17 protein-coding genes are annotated in these 17,229 nt (G+C 47.0%); 8 read left to right on the top strand and 9 right to left on the bottom strand.

What is annotated here, in order from left to right:
• Window positions 1-58: 58 nt before the first annotated feature.
• Window positions 59-691 (top strand): phosphatidylglycerol lysyltransferase domain-containing protein, encoded by a 633-nt coding sequence (locus EI981_RS29525; protein ID WP_237172650.1) that lies wholly within the window; start codon window positions 59-61, stop codon window positions 689-691.
• A gap of 78 nt (window positions 692-769) precedes the next feature.
• Here the strand turns inward: EI981_RS29525 and EI981_RS11050 are convergent, their stop codons facing one another.
• Entirely contained in the window at window positions 770-1,813 is a 1,044-nt protein-coding gene (locus tag EI981_RS11050; RefSeq protein ID WP_126998078.1) for an HD-GYP domain-containing protein, read from the bottom strand.
• A gap of 226 nt (window positions 1,814-2,039) precedes the next feature.
• On the opposite strand from EI981_RS11050, the gene EI981_RS11045 reads away from it, so the two are divergent.
• Genes EI981_RS11045 through EI981_RS11030 form a run of 4 tightly spaced genes read left to right on the top strand, consistent with a single transcriptional unit; the run spans window position 2,040 to window position 6,184 of the window.
• Window positions 2,040-3,629, top strand: coding sequence for a spore germination protein (locus tag EI981_RS11045; protein WP_126998076.1), 1,590 nt, complete (start codon window positions 2,040-2,042; stop codon window positions 3,627-3,629).
• Entirely contained in the window at window positions 3,626-4,810 is a 1,185-nt protein-coding gene (locus EI981_RS11040) for a Ger(x)C family spore germination protein (protein WP_126998074.1), read from the top strand. The genes EI981_RS11045 and EI981_RS11040 overlap by 4 nt, the downstream gene beginning before the upstream one ends.
• Window positions 4,811-4,837: 27 nt before the next feature.
• Window positions 4,838-5,059 carry a hypothetical protein gene (locus EI981_RS11035; RefSeq protein WP_126998072.1) on the top strand — a complete coding sequence of 74 codons (222 nt, stop codon included), beginning with the start codon at window positions 4,838-4,840 and terminating at the stop codon, window positions 5,057-5,059.
• 21 nt (window positions 5,060-5,080) lie between these two features.
• Window positions 5,081-6,184 carry a GerAB/ArcD/ProY family transporter gene (locus EI981_RS11030; protein WP_126998070.1) on the top strand — a complete coding sequence of 368 codons (1,104 nt, stop codon included), beginning with the start codon at window positions 5,081-5,083 and terminating at the stop codon, window positions 6,182-6,184.
• Window positions 6,185-6,229: 45 nt separating this feature from the next.
• Here the strand turns inward: EI981_RS11030 and EI981_RS11025 are convergent, their stop codons facing one another.
• Together EI981_RS11025 and EI981_RS11020 are read right to left on the bottom strand one after the other, a co-directional pair.
• Window positions 6,230-7,069, bottom strand: a complete 840-nt coding sequence (locus EI981_RS11025) for a prohibitin family protein (protein ID WP_418789049.1) — start codon at window positions 7,067-7,069, stop codon at window positions 6,230-6,232.
• Window positions 7,070-7,261: 192 nt separating this feature from the next.
• The gene (locus tag EI981_RS11020; protein WP_126998068.1) at window positions 7,262-8,044 is read right to left on the bottom strand and encodes an ABC transporter ATP-binding protein; all 783 of its coding nucleotides are present in this window, start codon (window positions 8,042-8,044) and stop codon (window positions 7,262-7,264) included.
• A 168-nt stretch (window positions 8,045-8,212) separates the two neighbouring features.
• On the opposite strand from EI981_RS11020, the gene EI981_RS11015 reads away from it, so the two are divergent.
• Window positions 8,213-9,046, top strand: a complete 834-nt coding sequence (locus EI981_RS11015) for a GNAT family N-acetyltransferase (protein WP_126998066.1) — start codon at window positions 8,213-8,215, stop codon at window positions 9,044-9,046.
• On the opposite strand, the gene EI981_RS11010 is transcribed toward EI981_RS11015, so the two are convergent.
• Window positions 9,043-10,761, bottom strand: a complete 1,719-nt coding sequence (locus EI981_RS11010) for an ABC transporter ATP-binding protein (protein ID WP_126998064.1) — start codon at window positions 10,759-10,761, stop codon at window positions 9,043-9,045. The two genes, EI981_RS11015 and EI981_RS11010, sit on opposite strands and share 4 nt — an antisense overlap.
• A gap of 241 nt (window positions 10,762-11,002) precedes the next feature.
• Between EI981_RS11010 and EI981_RS11005 the strand changes: the two genes are divergently transcribed.
• Both EI981_RS11005 and EI981_RS11000 read left to right on the top strand, forming a co-directional pair.
• Window positions 11,003-11,866, top strand: a complete 864-nt coding sequence (locus tag EI981_RS11005) for a class I SAM-dependent methyltransferase (RefSeq protein ID WP_126998062.1) — start codon at window positions 11,003-11,005, stop codon at window positions 11,864-11,866.
• Between the two features lie 2 nt (window positions 11,867-11,868).
• Window positions 11,869-12,630, top strand: coding sequence for an RluA family pseudouridine synthase (locus EI981_RS11000; protein WP_127004569.1), 762 nt, complete (start codon window positions 11,869-11,871; stop codon window positions 12,628-12,630).
• Between the two features lie 96 nt (window positions 12,631-12,726).
• Here EI981_RS11000 and EI981_RS10995 read toward each other — a convergent pair whose 3' ends face one another.
• The 5 genes from EI981_RS10995 to EI981_RS10975 form a co-directional block, all read right to left on the bottom strand.
• On the bottom strand, window positions 12,727-13,428 hold the full coding sequence (locus tag EI981_RS10995; protein WP_126998060.1) for a DinB family protein: 702 nt from the start codon (window positions 13,426-13,428) through the stop codon (window positions 12,727-12,729).
• A 46-nt stretch (window positions 13,429-13,474) separates the two neighbouring features.
• A complete protein-coding gene (locus tag EI981_RS10990) occupies window positions 13,475-14,110 on the bottom strand; it encodes an alpha/beta fold hydrolase (RefSeq protein WP_126998058.1) in 636 nt (211 codons plus the stop codon).
• 168 nt (window positions 14,111-14,278) lie between these two features.
• Window positions 14,279-14,728, bottom strand: coding sequence for a GyrI-like domain-containing protein (locus EI981_RS10985; RefSeq protein WP_126998056.1), 450 nt, complete (start codon window positions 14,726-14,728; stop codon window positions 14,279-14,281).
• A 34-nt stretch (window positions 14,729-14,762) separates the two neighbouring features.
• Window positions 14,763-15,104 (bottom strand): GRAM domain-containing protein, encoded by a 342-nt coding sequence (locus EI981_RS10980; protein ID WP_126998054.1) that lies wholly within the window; start codon window positions 15,102-15,104, stop codon window positions 14,763-14,765.
• 233 nt (window positions 15,105-15,337) lie between these two features.
• Complete coding sequence (locus EI981_RS10975) at window positions 15,338-17,227, bottom strand: cellulase family glycosylhydrolase (RefSeq protein WP_126998052.1); 1,890 nt, start codon at window positions 17,225-17,227, stop codon at window positions 15,338-15,340.
• Between the last annotated feature and the right edge of the window lie 2 nt (window positions 17,228-17,229).

Genomic DNA, 17,229 nt, shown 5'->3' with positions numbered 1-17,229 from the left:
GTTAAGCGAAGCTATCCAGCAATTTCAGAACTATGCTGACCAATATGCATTAGAGACTGTGTTCTATCAGACGACTCCTGACTATTTGCCGCTCTACCATGAGAATGGGTACCGCTTCTTCAAGCTGGGCGAAGAAGCGCTAGTTGACTTGAGCAGCTTCACCTTGAGAGGCAAGCGAAATGCTGCACTTAGAGCGGTTCACAACCGCTTCGAACAAGAGGGCTTCCGGTTCGAGGTTGCATCTCCTCCCCATCAGGAGAAGCTGATGGAGAGGTTGAAATATATTTCAGATCAATGGCTTCGAGGGAAAAAAGAAAAAGGATTCTCGATCGGCTGGTTCGATGAGAATTACTTACAACTCGCTCCCCTTGCTCTGATTATCGATCAAGAAAATAAGGTTATCGCCTTCGCTTCCGTCGCTCCTGTCTACGACCATGACGTAACTCTGTCCGTAGACCTCATGCGCCATCTTCCTGAAGTTCCAAATGGAACCATGGATCAGCTGTTCATCAGTCTGTTCGAATTCGCCAGGGAACAAGGAACTATAAAGAGAAATTTACGCCCGGATGGGAACCCCGATATCTGGCTTATCCGACAAATGTATCTCTGCCTGTACTGCTACTCGAGTTGGTCAGCTTGTTATCACGCAAGCCGCACAAACTGCGGAACTAAAGCGAGCGGCTCCATCTAAAGATACGGGGCTGAAACCCTATAAACAACATCAAGGCCGCTGACCGGAAAATTCCGGCAGCGGCCTTGATGTTGTAAATTACATAAAAACATCTGTAATCTCGATATTCCGTTCCGTGGATAAATCGTAAAAATTCTGCTCAGATTGAACTAACGGTCTGAAAATATCCGAAGGGTTCGTCCATACAATGGTTGCGGTCTCCCCGTTGCTGAGTCGTACCTTCTTTCCAATAAAGTTGGGCATCAGATTACGGGTCAGCACTTGAACTGCGCGTTCATTCAATACACCGAAACCAAGTTCATATATTTTGCGAAGCACCGTCAATAACGTAAGCTTGTTGCCGTTCTCATCCGGGGCAGTCATATCAACGTAAGCATTCGCTACCGCCACGATTTGAGCATACGGATGGATTTGATCTTTGTACAATCCATGCGGATGGCCGGAGCCATCCTCCCGCTCATGATGCTGCAAGGCCGCCAAGGCGATCCGTTCATCAGACATCGAATCCTTGATAATCTCATAACCGTATCTCGTATGTTTTCGAAGCTCCACCTTCTCCTCATCGTTCAAAGGATGGGACTGATTGCGAATTTCCTGCGGTACCCTGCTCTTGCCTATATCATGCAAATACCCCGCTTTACTGACATCTACACACTCTTGCTGGGAATAACCTAACCAATATGCGATGTAATAAGACAAGAGTCCCACTTGTAAGGAATGATTATAAATATTGACGTCATCTTGCCCGAAATAAATCAACAAGGACACGACATCCTTCTTCTCATCTATAACCTCAAGCATGGGCTGAAGCTTGTCATCCACCATCGCTTGATTGAATTTCCCGGTAGTCAACGCCTCCAGAAAGATCGACTGGTACCCCTTGACCGTGAGCTCGAAGTTCTCTTGCAATCGGCTGGAGAATCCGCTGCGATCCAGCCCGAATAGAGCGGTTGAATCAACCCGCGGCTCGATATCGATATAGTCGATGCTCTGCCTGTACAGAAGAGCAATTTCTTCTTTATGTACGCTCGTTCCCTTCGCTAATACGTGGAGCCCGGCACGATTGAACAAATCGGATTGTAACCGGTCCCCGTCCTTGAGATCAGTAATATGCATTTTCATAAATATTCAGCCTCCTCTCGACAAATTTAGGCCTTCTTAGTCTGACGGATCTATTAAGTATAGGTGTATGTAACTGAATCACAATAATCACGATACTTTGCACTATTAATATCGAATAAAAAACGCTTTCTCTAAATAGTACTTAAGATTCATTTGCATAAAACTTCCTCTATTCGCGAACCTTATAATCTGAATCACATAATTTGGGTTGAAAGGAGATGTTAACATGTGGCCCTGGGGACGCAAAAGACGCGTTCATGATCGTAATCCAAAATCATCACCTTCCAAAAGCGGACAACCTCCACGTACAGAATTGCCTGCCCTAGAGACGACTGACAAGTACCTCAAACCACGTCTGGACTGGTTCAAGCAGCAATTTAACAATTGCTCGGACGTTATTTTTCGGGAATTTGAACTATCCTCTGGCGAGGGCTGCGCCATTATCTATCTCAATGGAATGATAGACCAGAACTCACTTCAGCACTTCATATTGCACGATCTATTAACTGAAGCATCGGACTCTTCAAATGTCTATAAGACTCTATTTGAACGCAGGTCCCTGTCCGTCTCACACTATACTGTTACTTCCGACATGAACCAATGTCTAACCCATATCCTTAGTTCCTGTGCCTCCCTGCTCATTGATGGGGATAACCGAATGATCAACTTTGAAGTGGCCTCTTATACGACTCGCTCCATCGAGGAGACACCGAATGAGTCCATTATCCGCGGTTCACGGGAATCTTTTATTGAGGATCTGCCAACCAATTTAACTATGCTGCGTCGGCATTTGAAAACACCGGCCCTCAAAACAGAGAGTATTATTATCGGCAAGAAGACCCAGACCAAACTAATCATCAGTTATATTGAAGGCGTATGTAAGCCAGAACTCGTAGAAGAGGTGAAACGGAGATTATCCTACATTGAGATAGATGGCATTGTAGGGACATTCTATATTGAGGAATTCCTTAAGGACAATCCTTACTCCCCTTTCCCTCAGGTTGAATATACGGAAAGACCGGATACCGTTACAGCCTCTCTGCTGGAGGGAAGAATAGCGATTATGATGAACGGAACTCCCGTCTGCCTGGTTGCGCCCGTTACTTTGTCTATGCTGATGCAATCGGCGGACGATTATAATATTTGGTTCATCGCTGGATCTTTTATTCGACTGATCCGTTATTTCTTCTTTTTTGTCTCCCTTCTGCTGCCGTCTCTATACATTGCAATCACTACATTTCATCCGCAGATGATTCCCTTTCCGCTGCTGGTTACAATCGCTTCCTCCCGGGAGATTGTACCCTTTCCGGTCATCTATGAAGCGTTCATGATGGAGATCGCCTTCGAGGCGCTGCGGGAAGCCTCGATCCGTATCCCTAAATCGATCGGTCAGGCAGTATCCATTATTGGCGCGCTCATTATCGGCACGGCTGCGGTACAAGCGGGAATCGTATCCGCTGCTATGGTGATCATCGTCTCGTTAACTGGCATTGCCTCGTTCATTATCCCGCATTATGATCTTGGAATTGCAATTAGGATACTTCGCTTCCCTACCATGATCTTAGCATCCTTGTTCGGACTTTACGGGATTGCCTGCGCCCTGATCTTAATCTACATTCACCTAGTTAATCTCCAATCATTTGGAATTCCTTATTTATCTCCATTGACGCCGTTTATTATGGAAGATCAGAGCGATACGTTGATAAGGGGACCCTGGACATCCATGCGTACCCGCTCTCCCCTTACCTCTAATAATCGTCATCGAGTTTCAAAGAATGCCCGCGGATGGGCCAAGCCGAAGGGTGAGAATGAATGAAGAAATGGCCGGCTAGGCTATACTTTACTGCGCCGCTGCTATTGTTAGTGCTTATGTTGGGCGGATGCTGGTCATCCTCTGAGTTAAATAACAGGGTTTTTCCAACGATTATGACGATCGATCTGTTGGAGGACGGTCATCTGGAAGTCTCTTTCGGCATTCCTCTTCCCAACCGGATGGTCCCGAGCCAGACGGGGGGCCAAAGCAAGGGCGGCGGGGAGCCGTTCACCTTCATTTCTAAAAAGGGTAAAGAGATTGGACAAATTTTACGGGATCTTCAATTAGATACGACGAGAGATATCTTCTTCGGCCAGACACGTGTCATTGTCGTTGGTAGTCGTTTCGCAGAACAAGGAATGGATCCCATCATTGATTTAATCAGTCGACAGCCTAATTTTCATATTAGCGCCAACTTATTCGTAACCGAGGATTCGGTCGAGGATATTAAGAAATCTCCTGCGGTAGGCGAACGCTTCATCTCAACAGTTCTTAGCAAGTTTATTGACGAGCATCTGACACTCAATACAACGGTCAAGGATTTCTTAATGGCCAAGAAAAGGACCGGGGATATTCTAATACCACGGCTCAGCTTCAAAGAGTTCCAAAATAGCGATGTTGTTAATCCGGACAAACATCTCTGGGCCAGACCGGACGGTGCTGCATTATTCAAGAATGGCAAAATGGTCGCTGGCCGCCATCTGTCCTATGATGAGCTTAGGGGTGCTCTCTGGATCACATCACAAATTGATGAAGCTATATCTTCTATCAAATCCCCAACGGACAGTAAAGAGATAACATTTAGAATCAGCGATATTAAAACAAAGATAAAGCCTATGTTTAATAACAATCAAATCAGCTTTCAGGTCAAGAGCCGGGGAGCCGCATATATCTTCTCATCCAACTCGAATCTTGATATCAAGAATAGTGAGATGTTGATCAAACTGCGGGAAACATTAAATAAAGATCTGGCACGACTTATGCATCAAACATTTCAATCTACGAAACAGATAAAATGCGATGCTTTCCGGCTCAGCGACTACTTGGACTGGCGTTATCCAAAGGCATGGAGACAGATACAGCATCAATGGGATGACTATTATGCCGATCAACTAAAGATCGAAATCGATGTAGATATTACATTAAATCATACGGGGACTTTCTATCGCTCTACAGAACGATAGAAAAAAATTGAGCTGCGGAGGGAGGATATGGGCTGGATCGGATTCTTGTTTGTTCTGATTATCATCTTTGACTGGTTCAAACTGCGTAGCCTAAAGGCAAGTCTGAAGAAAAAAATCATCGGTCTATCGATAACAATCCTTCTGCTGATCCTGATTGAACTGCAGTACGCATTCAAGGAGACGTGCAACCTTTACACGGTGTTAGACTATATTGAAAATCACATCTTGATAGGGCCGGGAAGAAAATAGCCTAGAGGAGGAACAGCGAAAATGAAGAAAATTACTTCACTTCAGATTTTTACGTTGTACAGTATGTCGATGTATACGACTTTCGCGGCCTTTATCGAAAACCCTCTGGCCGATACCAGCAAATATTCCTCTCTCCTCGCCTCACTAATAGGCCCATTTCTGGCCTGGCTGCTGATCTACCCTGCCTTGAAAGTAAGCCGGGCCAGACCCGATGAATTTGCTGTCGAATACGGGCATGAACTGGTCGGCAAGTGGCCGCATACCTTTTTTATGGCTTTGGTGATATTTACCAATATAATGCTTGCCGCGATCAACATAAGACAAATGTCAAACTTCCTGCTCACGGAGTATTTAATCGGCACGCCGTCCTGGGCTGTTCTCCTCACCTTCAGTCTGGCTATAGCTTATGCTGTCTATTCCGGTGTGTTTACGATATTCCGGGCTGCACAGGGCATTTTTCTACTTAGTGCCCTGTCCTATTTTATTCTTCCGTTTCTGGCTGCTGGGGAGCTACAGGTAGAGATGTTACCGGCCTTCCTTACGCATCTTGAACCCGCTCAATTGGGGAATGGAATTTTTTTAAACATCGCCATGTTCGGCGAAATATCCTTCCTGTTCCTATTAATGCCTTATATGAAAACTCCGAAAAAAGCACATAAAACTATACTGTGGGCAATTGTACTCTCAGTTTTTATGAATTTGTCGCATTTATTCGTTGTATTGTCCGCCTTCGGACCCGAGATCACGGCAAATTTGTCTTACCCGGATCTGGAAATAACGACCTTCATTTCGACCGGTTCATTCCTGCAGACAGGTGACCCGATTCTGATCATCCTGTGGCTAACGAGCCTATTTGTCAAAATATGCTTCACGGTCTTCATGACCACGTTCTGCATCTCACAGCTTACTAAAGTCAAGGATCATCGACCTTTTACACTGTCTCTGACCGCCTTCATAACGATACTATCCATGATAATGATCAGGACTCAGACCGAACTGAATGATCTATATTCCTTCAAATTGCCCGGATTGCTAATCGTGTGTGAGATTCTAATACCTATCATCTATTGGATCTCCTATCTGATCCGTAGTCGTTCCTCTAAGCCCGGGCAGCAGCAAACATAAAAATACCGCCCAAAGAGGCGGCATTTTTAATTTCACAAATGTAGATTATTTGCTAGTTAACGATTGAATATCGATGAATGGTGTTGCTCCTCCTGTTACAGATGGAAGCTTCCCATCCCATTTCTCCAGCGCCTTCTCTTGAACCTCGATCTGCTTCAATTGGATGAGCTCTGGCGTAACTTCCTGCTTCTTCAGCTTAAGAGACTCCGCCTCGGCTTGGGCTTGGGCAATCTTCTGCTTAGCCTCGATCTCAACCCGCTTCAGATCATTACTGGCTTTGAGTGCCTGTTGCTGAGCTACCTGCTTCGCTTCAATTGACTGATTGAAAGCATCGGAAAATTTAAAGTCGACGATGTTAATCTCATTGACAATAAGATCGTACTTTGCGAGACGGGCTGTCAGCAGTTCGCTAATCTCTCCAGCAACGACATCCCGCTTGGCAATCAGATCCTCGGCCTGATATCTCGCGGTCACCTCTTTGACAATCTCCTGTACGGCCGGGTTAATAATGATCGTATCGAAGGCTCCTCCAATATTGTTCATTAGATTGTAGGCCGACACTTTATTTACAGAATAGTTGACGGCAACATGTGTTGACACTGGCTGCAAATCCTTTGAAGAAGCTGTTGTATCCGTCTCCGCTTTGGTCACCTGGGTGTTCACCTGAATGACGGACTGAATGAACGGAATCTTGAAGTGAATCCCTGGAGACAACACTTCGCTATTCAATTTCCCAAATGTTTTATACAACCCAACATGGCCGAATTCTACCTGCGTAAAGCTGCCCATCGCAATAATTCCGACAATAATGACCGTAATAATAACACCTGTTAATCCTCGTAGCTTGACTGGCTTCTTCACTCCAGGGTTTGTTCCCATCTCCATATGGATCCCTCCGTTTATTTTGCTATTCTGTAGAGGTTGCTCAAAAAGTCCACCCTGCCACATCCAACTGAAGCATTTTGAAAAAATGCACATCGGAAGCATAAGCTTCAGTACTGAAAACCGGCCTTTTTGAACGTACATTACTAATAGTACGTTGCACTCTGGAAAAAGTAGCAAAATTTGCAACAGAGTTTATTTTCGCGATAGCCAGGCACGGCCTTGATTCCAATTCAGATCAACCGACATCTCGAAGAAATCGGACAATTGGTCGCTATTCAGTACTTCCTGCGTCTTGCCCTGGGCAAAGATCTCTCCGCGCCGAATCAATAAGGAATGGGAGAAGATCGGTAAAATTTCCTCCGTATGGTGTGTCACATAAATCATGCTTGGGGCATCAGGTTGCTTCGCCAGCTCACTGATACTGTCAAGCAAGCCTTCCTTCGATATAAAATCAAGCCCATTTGCCGCTTCATCAAGAATAAGCAGACGCGGTGCCGCCATTAAAGCTCTGGCAATCAGCAGCTTCTGCTTCTCTCCTTGAGAACAGGTTTGGTAAGTGCGATCCAGCAAATGCCCACAGCGCAATTGCTCCATGAGGGCTGAAGCTTGTTCGTAATCCGCCTCCGTCGGCTTCTCATAAAGACCAATGGAGGCAAATTTACCGCTCACAACGAGATTTTGCGCTTTCTCATTCCCGTGCAGCCGCTCTTGTAGCGAAGAGCTGACCCAGCCGATGGATTTGCGCAATTCTCTTAAATCTACCTCGCCAAATTTATGGCCGAGTACGCTGATCTGTCCGCTGGTCGGCCAGATATAACCGCAGAGTAAATTAAGCAGAGTAGTCTTGCCTGAGCCATTGAGGCCAAATAAAGCCCAGTGCTCTCCTTCTTGTACCGTCCAATCGATTTGCTGCAGCACCGTCTTCCCTTCGCGCCGCCAGCTCACACCCTTCATCTCTACAACATTCTTCTCCATAGCTCTCCCCTGCCTTCCTCCGTTTTTTGTATAATAATCCCAAGCTACTCTGCCGGAATGAATTTGTCAAGAATTTGATGTATTCAGCAGGTGAATGAATCCTTGATCCTGTTATATTGCTATCTCGTTGTTCCTTATACTAGAATACTAGCAAAGGATGGTAGATATATGTTGAGACTAAATGTAGATGAATTGCAAGAGTTGCAGGCGACCTGCGAACAAAATGATCAGATCGGCCTCAAGCTGAATTGGGATATGCTGCTTAATCCGGAGGAAGACAACAGCCTTCACCTCACAGAATATCGGGATGGACGGCTCCTTGCCTTCTTAGGCAAGTATATCATCGGCGGAAATATGGAGATTTGCGGGATGGTACATCCTGATTTCCGAAGACAAGGGATTTTCACAAGATTGCTGCAAAGTGGAATTACTAGAGAAGAAGCAGTAAGGTACTCTTCCATCTTGTTGAATACGCCAGCGGCATCTGCCTCAGGCCAAGCTTTCCTGAAGACTGTCAGATGTCGCTATTCCTTCACCGAAAACCAGATGCAATATGTTGCGGCGGAGAACAAACTGAGCAATGTGCGGCCAGGCATATCGCTGTGTCCTGCCACACCGGAAGATGCGGAATCGCTCAGCCAGCTGGACGCGGACGGCTTTCAGTGTGACTATGAACAGACGCTACAGGATAATATCCGGTTGAGCCCGAAGGACATCGCCGAGAACGAACTGATCATTGCTGATGGCCAGACCGTCGGCAAGATCCGCGTCTCGAGGCTAGAAGATCGGAGCTGGATCTATGGCTTCGTTATTCACTCCCGCTATAGAGGCGGAGGGATTGGACATGCTGTATTGCAGCAGGTTATCGCTCGGGAGCATGCCGCCGGGCGCAGCATATGGCTAGATGTCGCCATAGAAAACCCGGCTGCCATGAAGCTCTATGAGACAGCCGGGTTTCAGCTGCGCAGTGCGCAGGACTATTTTACTTATGATCGAACTTAAATAGCACCAAATTGTGCCTGGTGCAGGCGGCTGTAATGGCCGCCTGCGGTCACCAGCTCCTGATGACGTCCCTGCTCTGATATGCCCTCTTCCGTTACAACGACGATACGATCGGCATTCTTGATCGTTGCCAGTCGATGCGCAATCACGAGCGTAGTCCTCCCTTCCGATAATTCGGCAAGAGATTGTTGGATCGCCAGCTCCGTCTCCGTATCCAGTGCCGAGGTAGCCTCGTCCAGGATCAGAATTGGAGGATTCTTCAGGAACATACGGGCAATAGCCAGACGTTGCTTCTGTCCGCCAGAGAGCTTCACACCGCGCTCCCCAATTACGGTATTCATTCCCTCGGGCTGTGCTTCAATGAAATCCTCAAGCTGGGCGCGCCGCGCCGCCGTCCAAATCTCTTCGTCGCTGGCCCCTAGTTTACCGTAAGCAATATTCTCGCGGATACTGCCGGAGAATAAATATACGTCTTGCTGGACGATCCCGATGTTGCGGCGTAATGAGGATAGGGTAACATCTCGGATATCTGTGCCATCCACTGTAATCCGGCCCCCATCCACCTCATAGAACCGTGGCAGCAGGCTGCACAACGTTGTCTTGCCAGCACCGGAAGGCCCGACAAAGGCGATGGTCTCCCCAGCGTGAATATTCAGACTAATATTGTTCAACACTCTGTCTTTGCCGTCGTATCCAAAGCTCACATTCTGGAAGGCGATATCTCCCTTTAACTGCCCCACTTCCAATGCGTCCGCTTTATCCGCTACATCTGGCTCCGTATTCATGATCTCCATATAGCGCTTGAATCCGGCAATCCCTTTCGGATAACTCTCAATGATCGCATTGATCTTCTCGATCGGTCGAACGAAGACGTTAGCTAGAAGCAAGAATCCAACGAATTCCCCATAGGACAGCTCGCCGCGAATAACGAACCAAGTCCCGCAAATCATGACGAATAAAGAGACTAGCCGTATCAGCATATAGTTGACGGAGAAGCTGCCAGCCATAATCTTATAAGCACGCAGCTTCGTACGGCGATAGAGTCCATTGTTCTCGGCGAACAGCTTATTCTCATGCTCTTCATTGGCAAAAGCCTGAACGACACGAATGCCGCCAATATTCTCTTCAACCCGGGAGTTGAAATCTGCCAGTGCCCCGAACAGCCCACGGTAGGTCTTCGTCATCTGCCGATTGAAATGCAGCGCAGCCCAGACGAGAACGGGCACAACTAAGAAGGTCAACACAGCCAGCTTCCAATTGATCGACAGCATAAGCAGAAATGAACCGACCAAGGTCATACCCGCGATAAATACATCCTCCGGCCCGTGGTGAGCGACCTCCCCGATATTGTCGAGATCATTCGACAAGCGGGACATTAAGTGACCGGTCTTGTGATTGTCATAAAATTTGAAGCTCAGCTTCTGTAAGTGCTCGAACATGTTCTTACGCATATCCGTCTCGATGTTAACCCCTAACATATGTCCCCAGTAAGTAACAATATAGTTCAATACCGTGTTCAAAATATATATTCCGAGCAGCGCGGCACAGGCCATCGCGATTAGTGACCAGTCCTTGCCGGGAAGCAGCTTGTCCACGAATTGGTTGACTGCAATCGGGAATCCCAGCTCCAGCAGCCCTGCGACGACAGCGCAGGTGAAGTCTAATAGGAACAGATTCTTATAAGGACGATAATATGAAAAAAAATCTCGAAGCATTTCGGCGTTCTCTCCAATCTGTCATGCAGGAAGCATTTTTGTGTAAAGATTATCACAGTTATGAGTCTTTTCACAGTCCCAAGTCAGTTATAATTATTCTTGGTTCGGTCAAGATTCATCAATCAGTAGCATGGAGACCCTTAAATAAGGTACAATAACTACCGAATGAATCGTCCCGGAGGCCTACTGGTGATCGGGAATTCAATGAACTACCTTGTCTTGGAAGGAAGGATTATAGTAAATGTACGTTTCTAATGAATGGAATGACTATGAAGTTATCGATACAGGAAATGGAGAGAAGTTGGAGCGTTGGGGCGACGTAATTCTGCGCCGTCCAGATCCGCAAATTATCTGGCCGATCGCTAACGAGGATAAGGCATGGCGGGATGTGCACGGACACTATCACCGCAGCTCTTCCGGCGGGGGCAGCTGGGAGATGAAGAAGCCGATTCCTGAACGCTGGACGATTTCTTTTGATCAGCTCAAATTTTATATTAAACCGACCAGCTTCAAGCATACGGGTCTCTTCCCGGAGCAAGCTGCCAACTGGCGCTGGATGATGGACAAGATCTCCAATGCAAAGCGCCCGATTAATGTGCTTAACCTGTTCGCCTATACAGGCGGCGCTTCCGTCGCTTGCGCATCTGCTGGCGCTTCTGTTGTGCATGTCGATGCGGCAAAGGGAATGGTGCAATGGGCCAAGGAGAATCTCGCTCTATCTGGACTCGGCGATCGTCCTGTCCGTTTCATTACGGACGATGTATTCAAGTTCGTACAACGCGAGCAGCGGCGCGGCAATCACTACGATGCGATCATCATGGACCCCCCTTCTTACGGCAGGGGACCATCGGGGGAGACGTGGAAGCTGGAACAGAGCCTGTATCCGTTCGTGGAATCCTGCTTGTCAATCCTCTCGGATAAGCCGTTGTTCTTCCTGATCAATTCCTATACAACAGGAATTTCGCCAACGGTACTGAACAACATTTTAACGATGACTGTGAAGCAACGGTACGGCGGACGTATCTCTGCTGGTGAGCTTGGTCTCCCGATTACGAAGTCCGGCATGAATCTGCCTTGTGGTATTCTAGGCCGCTGGGAGGAATAATGATGGATCCTGCAGTGTCTTGGACGACGGGACATCCAGCAATGAAAATTTTGTATGAGGACAATCATCTGCTCGGCATTGAGAAGCCTGTGAACATTCCGACCCAAGAGGATGCTAGCGGAGATCCGGACTTATTAAATCTGCTGAAAGTAGATATTAAGGAAAGATTTAATAAGCCCGGGAATGTATATCTTGGCCTTGTCCACCGCCTGGATCGTCCAGTCGGCGGAGCCATGATCTTCGCGAAGACGTCCAAGGCTGCTTCCCGCCTCTCCGATGCTGTGCGTACACGGAAATTCGCTAAGTCCTATGTTGCCGTCGTTCATGGACAGCCACCGCAGCAGCGTGGGCGCCTGATCGACACGTTGCTGAAGGATGAGCGGACCAATACGGTATCCGTCGTGGCCAAGGGGACGCCTGGCAGCAAGGAAGCAATTCTCGATTATCATGTGCTTGGCGTTTCAGCTGAGCACGGACTGTCGTTGGTACAAATCGAGCTACACACCGGGCGCCCACACCAAATCCGCGTGCAGATGAATCAGCTTGGCTGTCCGTTATACGGTGATCAGAAATATGGGGCACACATTAACAAGCCAGGCCAGCAAATCGCACTCTGGTCGCTGTATGTTGGCTTCCCTCATCCGGTAACCAAGGAGCCTGTCGACCTTGTCTCCTCCCCCCCATCCCAATTTCCATGGGATTTGTGGGATTCACGGACATATTCGCAGATTGCTGAGAACTTAGTCTCGAGCAGTAGTATGTAAATGCGTAAAGACGCTTCTTAACCACGATACTATTGGGTAGAAGCGTCTTTTTATATGTATTCACTACTAGCAGCAGATCGATTTCCTAACCATTCTCTAGCCAAGTTCATTGAGTTTTTGCAGCTTCTCTTTTATCCGCACCGCTTTATTCAAATGCAGAAAAAGATGTCGGGTCGCAGGCATCAGAATTAAACCACCTAGCCTTTTGTTACCCCAATATTCAAGCAGCCATGATTCTCCCTGCTTAACAGCTCCATTATCATTCAGCTTCTTGATTCTGATTGGGTCAACCTTCTGGTTGAACTGTCCCGGCAGCATAGAGGCTACGATCTCACGAGTCCTGCGCCCAACTTCAAGCCGATACGCTAACAACGCGGAAAGATTTATATTCGAGCTCAAATCAGCAACTTCTTCCTCCATCATCCCGTTCCCCGTGTGGAAATAATTCACCTGGAGCCTTTCTTTCCAATTCCCCATCTCGAAGATCTGTTCCTCATCGTTCAGAAGGACATTCATTGTCATATCCTCGATTCTGGTGATATGCCATAAATGCCAGGCAATGGAGTTCTTCGTACCTGGAACTTTCACTGGATATGTGCGAAAAGCATGCTCGGCCATCTGATCTAATAAATAATCCTCTAACGTCGTAACACTCGAATGGCTCATTTGCGAAGAATGCAATAGAGCGTGCTGATTCAGAAAAAGCTCAACTGCCTGCGCATGCTTGTCCATCGTAAAGATCAGGTTCGTTAATTGCTTGTGATTCTCGTTCCAACATTTCCTTTGCTTCAAGTCCATATGTACACCACCTTCTAATCTAATATAAGAAATAGCTCTGGCAAGCTTAAATTGAAGTTCGACTAAGAAACTGAAGGATCGAGTCATTAACGAGCACCGGCTTCTCTCTAACTGTGTGTGGCCTATGGCTGCAGTCGGAAATGACCAGATACTGCGACCCTTGAACGAGCGAGCTTAACTTCCTAATCTTCTCTTCTCCTGCAAAAGGATCATGCTCACCGGTAATGAACAAGGATGGGCAGCGAATCCCACTTAACTGCTCCACCGTCAACTGTGGATAATAACGCCATTCATTGGCCGATTGACGCATAAATTCCTGCCAGTTTCCCAAGTGTGCTTCTTCATGTCTTTCGAGCATTTGCTCAATCAGCTCTTGCTGTCCGTGCCGGGCCAGCCACTCCGGCTCAAACTCCTCGACACCGGCGGGTTCAGCAAAGCCGCTTGTTCCAATCGTAATGATGGAAGCAACTCGCTCCGGGTGCTCAACAGCACAATACAGCGCAACATTCGCTCCTAAGCTATAGCCAAACAGATGGGCCTTAGGAATATGAAGCATATCCATGAAATTAATGATATCCTCGGCAAGCCGAGGAGAATTCCAGTCCATACTCTCGCAACGTGTCCGGCCATGGCCCCTGAAATCGGGATAATAACAAGTGTAACTCTTTTGAAAATCGAGCAGTTGGCTCGCAAAAGCCAGAATTCCCCGAGAATAGCTGCTATGTAAAAAAAATGATCGGTTCCCCTGTACCCAGCTTCTCGTAAAACATCTGCAAATCTTGAACTTGTACGTGCGGCATACGCTCTAACCTCCGGCACCTGTATGATGGAGAGATATCTGTATCTTCGACTATACTTCCATAATCGGAACAAACACATCGACTTTTCCAGGCCATTCCGGGTCGGCAAATGGATACACTTCCAAAGCAAGCGCTCTTGGATGGTGATCGATTCCGTTATCTTTGATGTAGGCATGGAGTACTTCGTAAGGATCGGCATTCGCTCTCGTTGTCACATAATTGCGCGCTGGGATAGTGAAACCGATCATTCCTTCCGGTATATCCTCAAGTGCACTAACCTCCATACAGTAGAAGTAAGTAAACAATACCTCTGAGGCAAAGTGTGGGCACACGTATTCTTCAGGATTGACAACATCTCTAATCTCATGCTTGCGCTCAAGAAATTGACGTTTTGCCTCTTCTATTCGGTTAGGATCATGGAATGAAAAGCTGGAAGTGACGGGGAACCCGACGAATTTCTTCTCTTCCAAATGCACGGTTTTAATCGGATTTTGACTCATTATATGCTCCTCCTAAAATAGTTATTTTAAAGCTTTAATAGATCCTATTAGAATCTGGTGACATTCCATAAACCCTGTACTGATTAATAAGCTCAATCAATTGAGCCCTTTTGTATACGACAAACTTGAATTCACTACCATAGCGATTCGTGATCTTGATGCCATTAGGTACTAGCCCCATCGTGTTTCGCTTCTCGACTCCGACAATGTCGGCCATATTGATCTCAACAGATTCTGTCTGAATGTTAATCATATGCGGAGTGAACAGCAGTCTTTCATTGGTAATTGTTAATCTTCCCCCGACCGCTTCAACACTTCTAAATAGATTGGCCGGTATTCGTTCCTTCACTACATATTCCGACGGACTCAATTCCATATTTTTCACGCCCCTCCGCATTGTTTTCATACCTAACCGTCATATTTTACGATTCGATCTTTAACTTTTTGATTACCAATACTCTTTTCAGTTATATCATGCATCCCATATTTTGAGAATCACCCTATTATAATGAAATCGACTTATTTAACCTGACACATAAATTTGAGCTGTAAAATAAAAAAGAAAAGAACCGCCGAAGCGGCTCCTCTCCCAATTCAATCTCATTCCTTTTAAGGCTCTACTCCCCATACCAACGTGCCATTCTGATATAAGGTTACCTTATTCCAATCCGCAAAAGCTGTCTTGGTTGGGTCAAAGGAATAGTCATTCGTCTCATCGAAGTTCGACCAATCCGACTTGGCCATTCGCAGCTGAATTTCTCCCGTCTGGCCTCCTGCCTGAATTGAGCCTGCTGCTGAAGTAAAGCTGAGTTCAACATAAGTGTCGTTAAAGGTCCATTGAATGTTAGCTACTCCGATGGATGCCCAATCGATCCAGGACTCCATGCTCTGTGAGCCATCTTTCGAAAAATAATATCGAAGCTTGAGATCACTTAAGTTTACAGCTGTCGTTCCGTTGTTCTTAATATTGAAGAAAGGCTTAATCTGGTTATCTGTTGCGTTAATATCACCAGCTCGATATTGAACAACTAGATTGCCAGTAGGAGTAGATCCTCCTGATGGCGTAGCAGATACTGCAGCTGAATTTGCACTTTCACCTGCGGAATTTGCAGCACTAACTGCATAGTAATACACGGTTCCGTTCGTCAGCCCCTGATCGGTATAAGATGTGCCTGTAACTCCAGCCGCCACAGTCGTGTATGGGCCACCGTTCGTTGCTGCTCTCTTTACATTATAAGTGCTTGCTCCAGCCGAAGCCGACCAACTGAGACTCACCTTCGCATTACCTGCCGTAGCCGTCAGTCCGGTCGGAGCGGCAGGTACAGTCGTTCCTCCGCCTCCACCACTCAGCGGCTGCATGATCTTATCCAGCATCGTCTGCTTCGGTGCATTCCACGTAGTCCAGTCGTCCTGCAGGAGACCACCCGTATCCCCGGAATTCGGGTTCAAGCACCAATAAGTCCAGTAAAGATTGTTCGCACCAATATAATCTACCAGCTTGTTCTGCCATTTACCTTCGACACTAGTCAGATCAACACCACGGCCGCCAAATTCACCGACGATGACCGGAGCGATGTTCTGTTTGCTGATATATCCCCAGTACGCATCCCAAATCCCTGGCATATTATTTGGGAATGACGGATCTGAGAACCATGTCTGATTCGAGACGCCAGGACCATAATCATGGGCGGAATAGACGAGTTGATTCGGAACGTTCAGTCTCACTGGATAGTTGGCAACTCCCTTAAGATTGCCTCCCCACCAGTAGCTGTCACTGAAGCCCTGCACATTCTTCTCGATCCCTTCTACGATGATAAGCCAGTTCGGATTTACAGATAGAATCGCATTACCCGCACGCTCTGCGGCAAGTCTCCAATCTGTTGATTGGTTTCCAGTCCCCCAGCTGGCTGTGCCATGTGGCTCATTGTGAAGATCGGCACCAATTACGGTGTCATTTCCATTGTAACGAGTGGCCAGCATCTTCCAGTCATCGATCCAGCGTTGCTCCGAATAGGCAGAAGTGTACCAAAGTTCGGATTGTCCACTGGAGTCAGGGCGATGACGATCCAGGAATATTTTCATTCCACGGGCGCCCGCTTTGTCAACCAGCTTATCCATGATCTGTATCGGAGTCAGACCGTTTAAATCCGGATTCTTCGCATAATCGATCCCGTTCGCGGCAGAACCTGAATCAAACATCTGGTTACTGTATGGAAGACGGATCAAATTGTAGCCGTGAGACTTCATCTGATCGAGTACATCATCCATAGATCTGGTCCACAAGCCATGGGGAGCATAGTTCGCTGTCTCGAATCCGAACCAGTTAATCCCGTTGAATACAGCTGGCTTACCCGACGAATCGACAATCTTATTCCCTGATGTGTGGTAATAATTAGCGGCAGCCTTAGCCTCCTGGGTTCCGGCACCTACTGCGCCTAGTCCCATAGCTCCTATAACGAGCGAACCGATCAAGAGAGTTTTGGCTAATATTTTGAACATTC

The organism is Paenibacillus lutimineralis, assembly GCF_003991425.1.
GTDB classification, from domain to species: domain Bacteria; phylum Bacillota; class Bacilli; order Paenibacillales; family Paenibacillaceae; genus Fontibacillus; species Fontibacillus lutimineralis.
This window is presented reverse-complemented; position numbering and strand designations above follow the sequence as displayed.

Coding starts and splice junctions, on each gene's coding strand:
- EI981_RS11035 (WP_126998072.1), top strand. CDS start 4,838: ATGGGCTGGATCGGATTCTTGTTTGTTCTGATTATCATCTTTGACTGG.
- EI981_RS11045 (WP_126998076.1), top strand. CDS start 2,040: ATGTGGCCCTGGGGACGCAAAAGACGCGTTCATGATCGTAATCCAAAA.
- EI981_RS11020 (WP_126998068.1), bottom strand. CDS start 8,044: ATGGAGAAGAATGTTGTAGAGATGAAGGGTGTGAGCTGGCGGCGCGAA.
- EI981_RS10985 (WP_126998056.1), bottom strand. CDS start 14,728: ATGAGTCAAAATCCGATTAAAACCGTGCATTTGGAAGAGAAGAAATTC.
- EI981_RS11050 (WP_126998078.1), bottom strand. CDS start 1,813: ATGAAAATGCATATTACTGATCTCAAGGACGGGGACCGGTTACAATCC.
- EI981_RS10995 (WP_126998060.1), bottom strand. CDS start 13,428: ATGGACTTGAAGCAAAGGAAATGTTGGAACGAGAATCACAAGCAATTA.
- EI981_RS11025 (WP_418789049.1), bottom strand. CDS start 7,069: ATGGAGATGGGAACAAACCCTGGAGTGAAGAAGCCAGTCAAGCTACGA.
- EI981_RS11010 (WP_126998064.1), bottom strand. CDS start 10,761: ATGCTTCGAGATTTTTTTTCATATTATCGTCCTTATAAGAATCTGTTC.
- EI981_RS11000 (WP_127004569.1), top strand. CDS start 11,869: ATGGATCCTGCAGTGTCTTGGACGACGGGACATCCAGCAATGAAAATT.
- EI981_RS10975 (WP_126998052.1), bottom strand. CDS start 17,227: ATGTTCAAAATATTAGCCAAAACTCTCTTGATCGGTTCGCTCGTTATA.
- EI981_RS11005 (WP_126998062.1), top strand. CDS start 11,003: ATGTACGTTTCTAATGAATGGAATGACTATGAAGTTATCGATACAGGA.
- EI981_RS11030 (WP_126998070.1), top strand. CDS start 5,081: ATGAAGAAAATTACTTCACTTCAGATTTTTACGTTGTACAGTATGTCG.
- EI981_RS11015 (WP_126998066.1), top strand. CDS start 8,213: ATGTTGAGACTAAATGTAGATGAATTGCAAGAGTTGCAGGCGACCTGC.
- EI981_RS10980 (WP_126998054.1), bottom strand. CDS start 15,104: ATGGAATTGAGTCCGTCGGAATATGTAGTGAAGGAACGAATACCGGCC.
- EI981_RS11040 (WP_126998074.1), top strand. CDS start 3,626: ATGAAGAAATGGCCGGCTAGGCTATACTTTACTGCGCCGCTGCTATTG.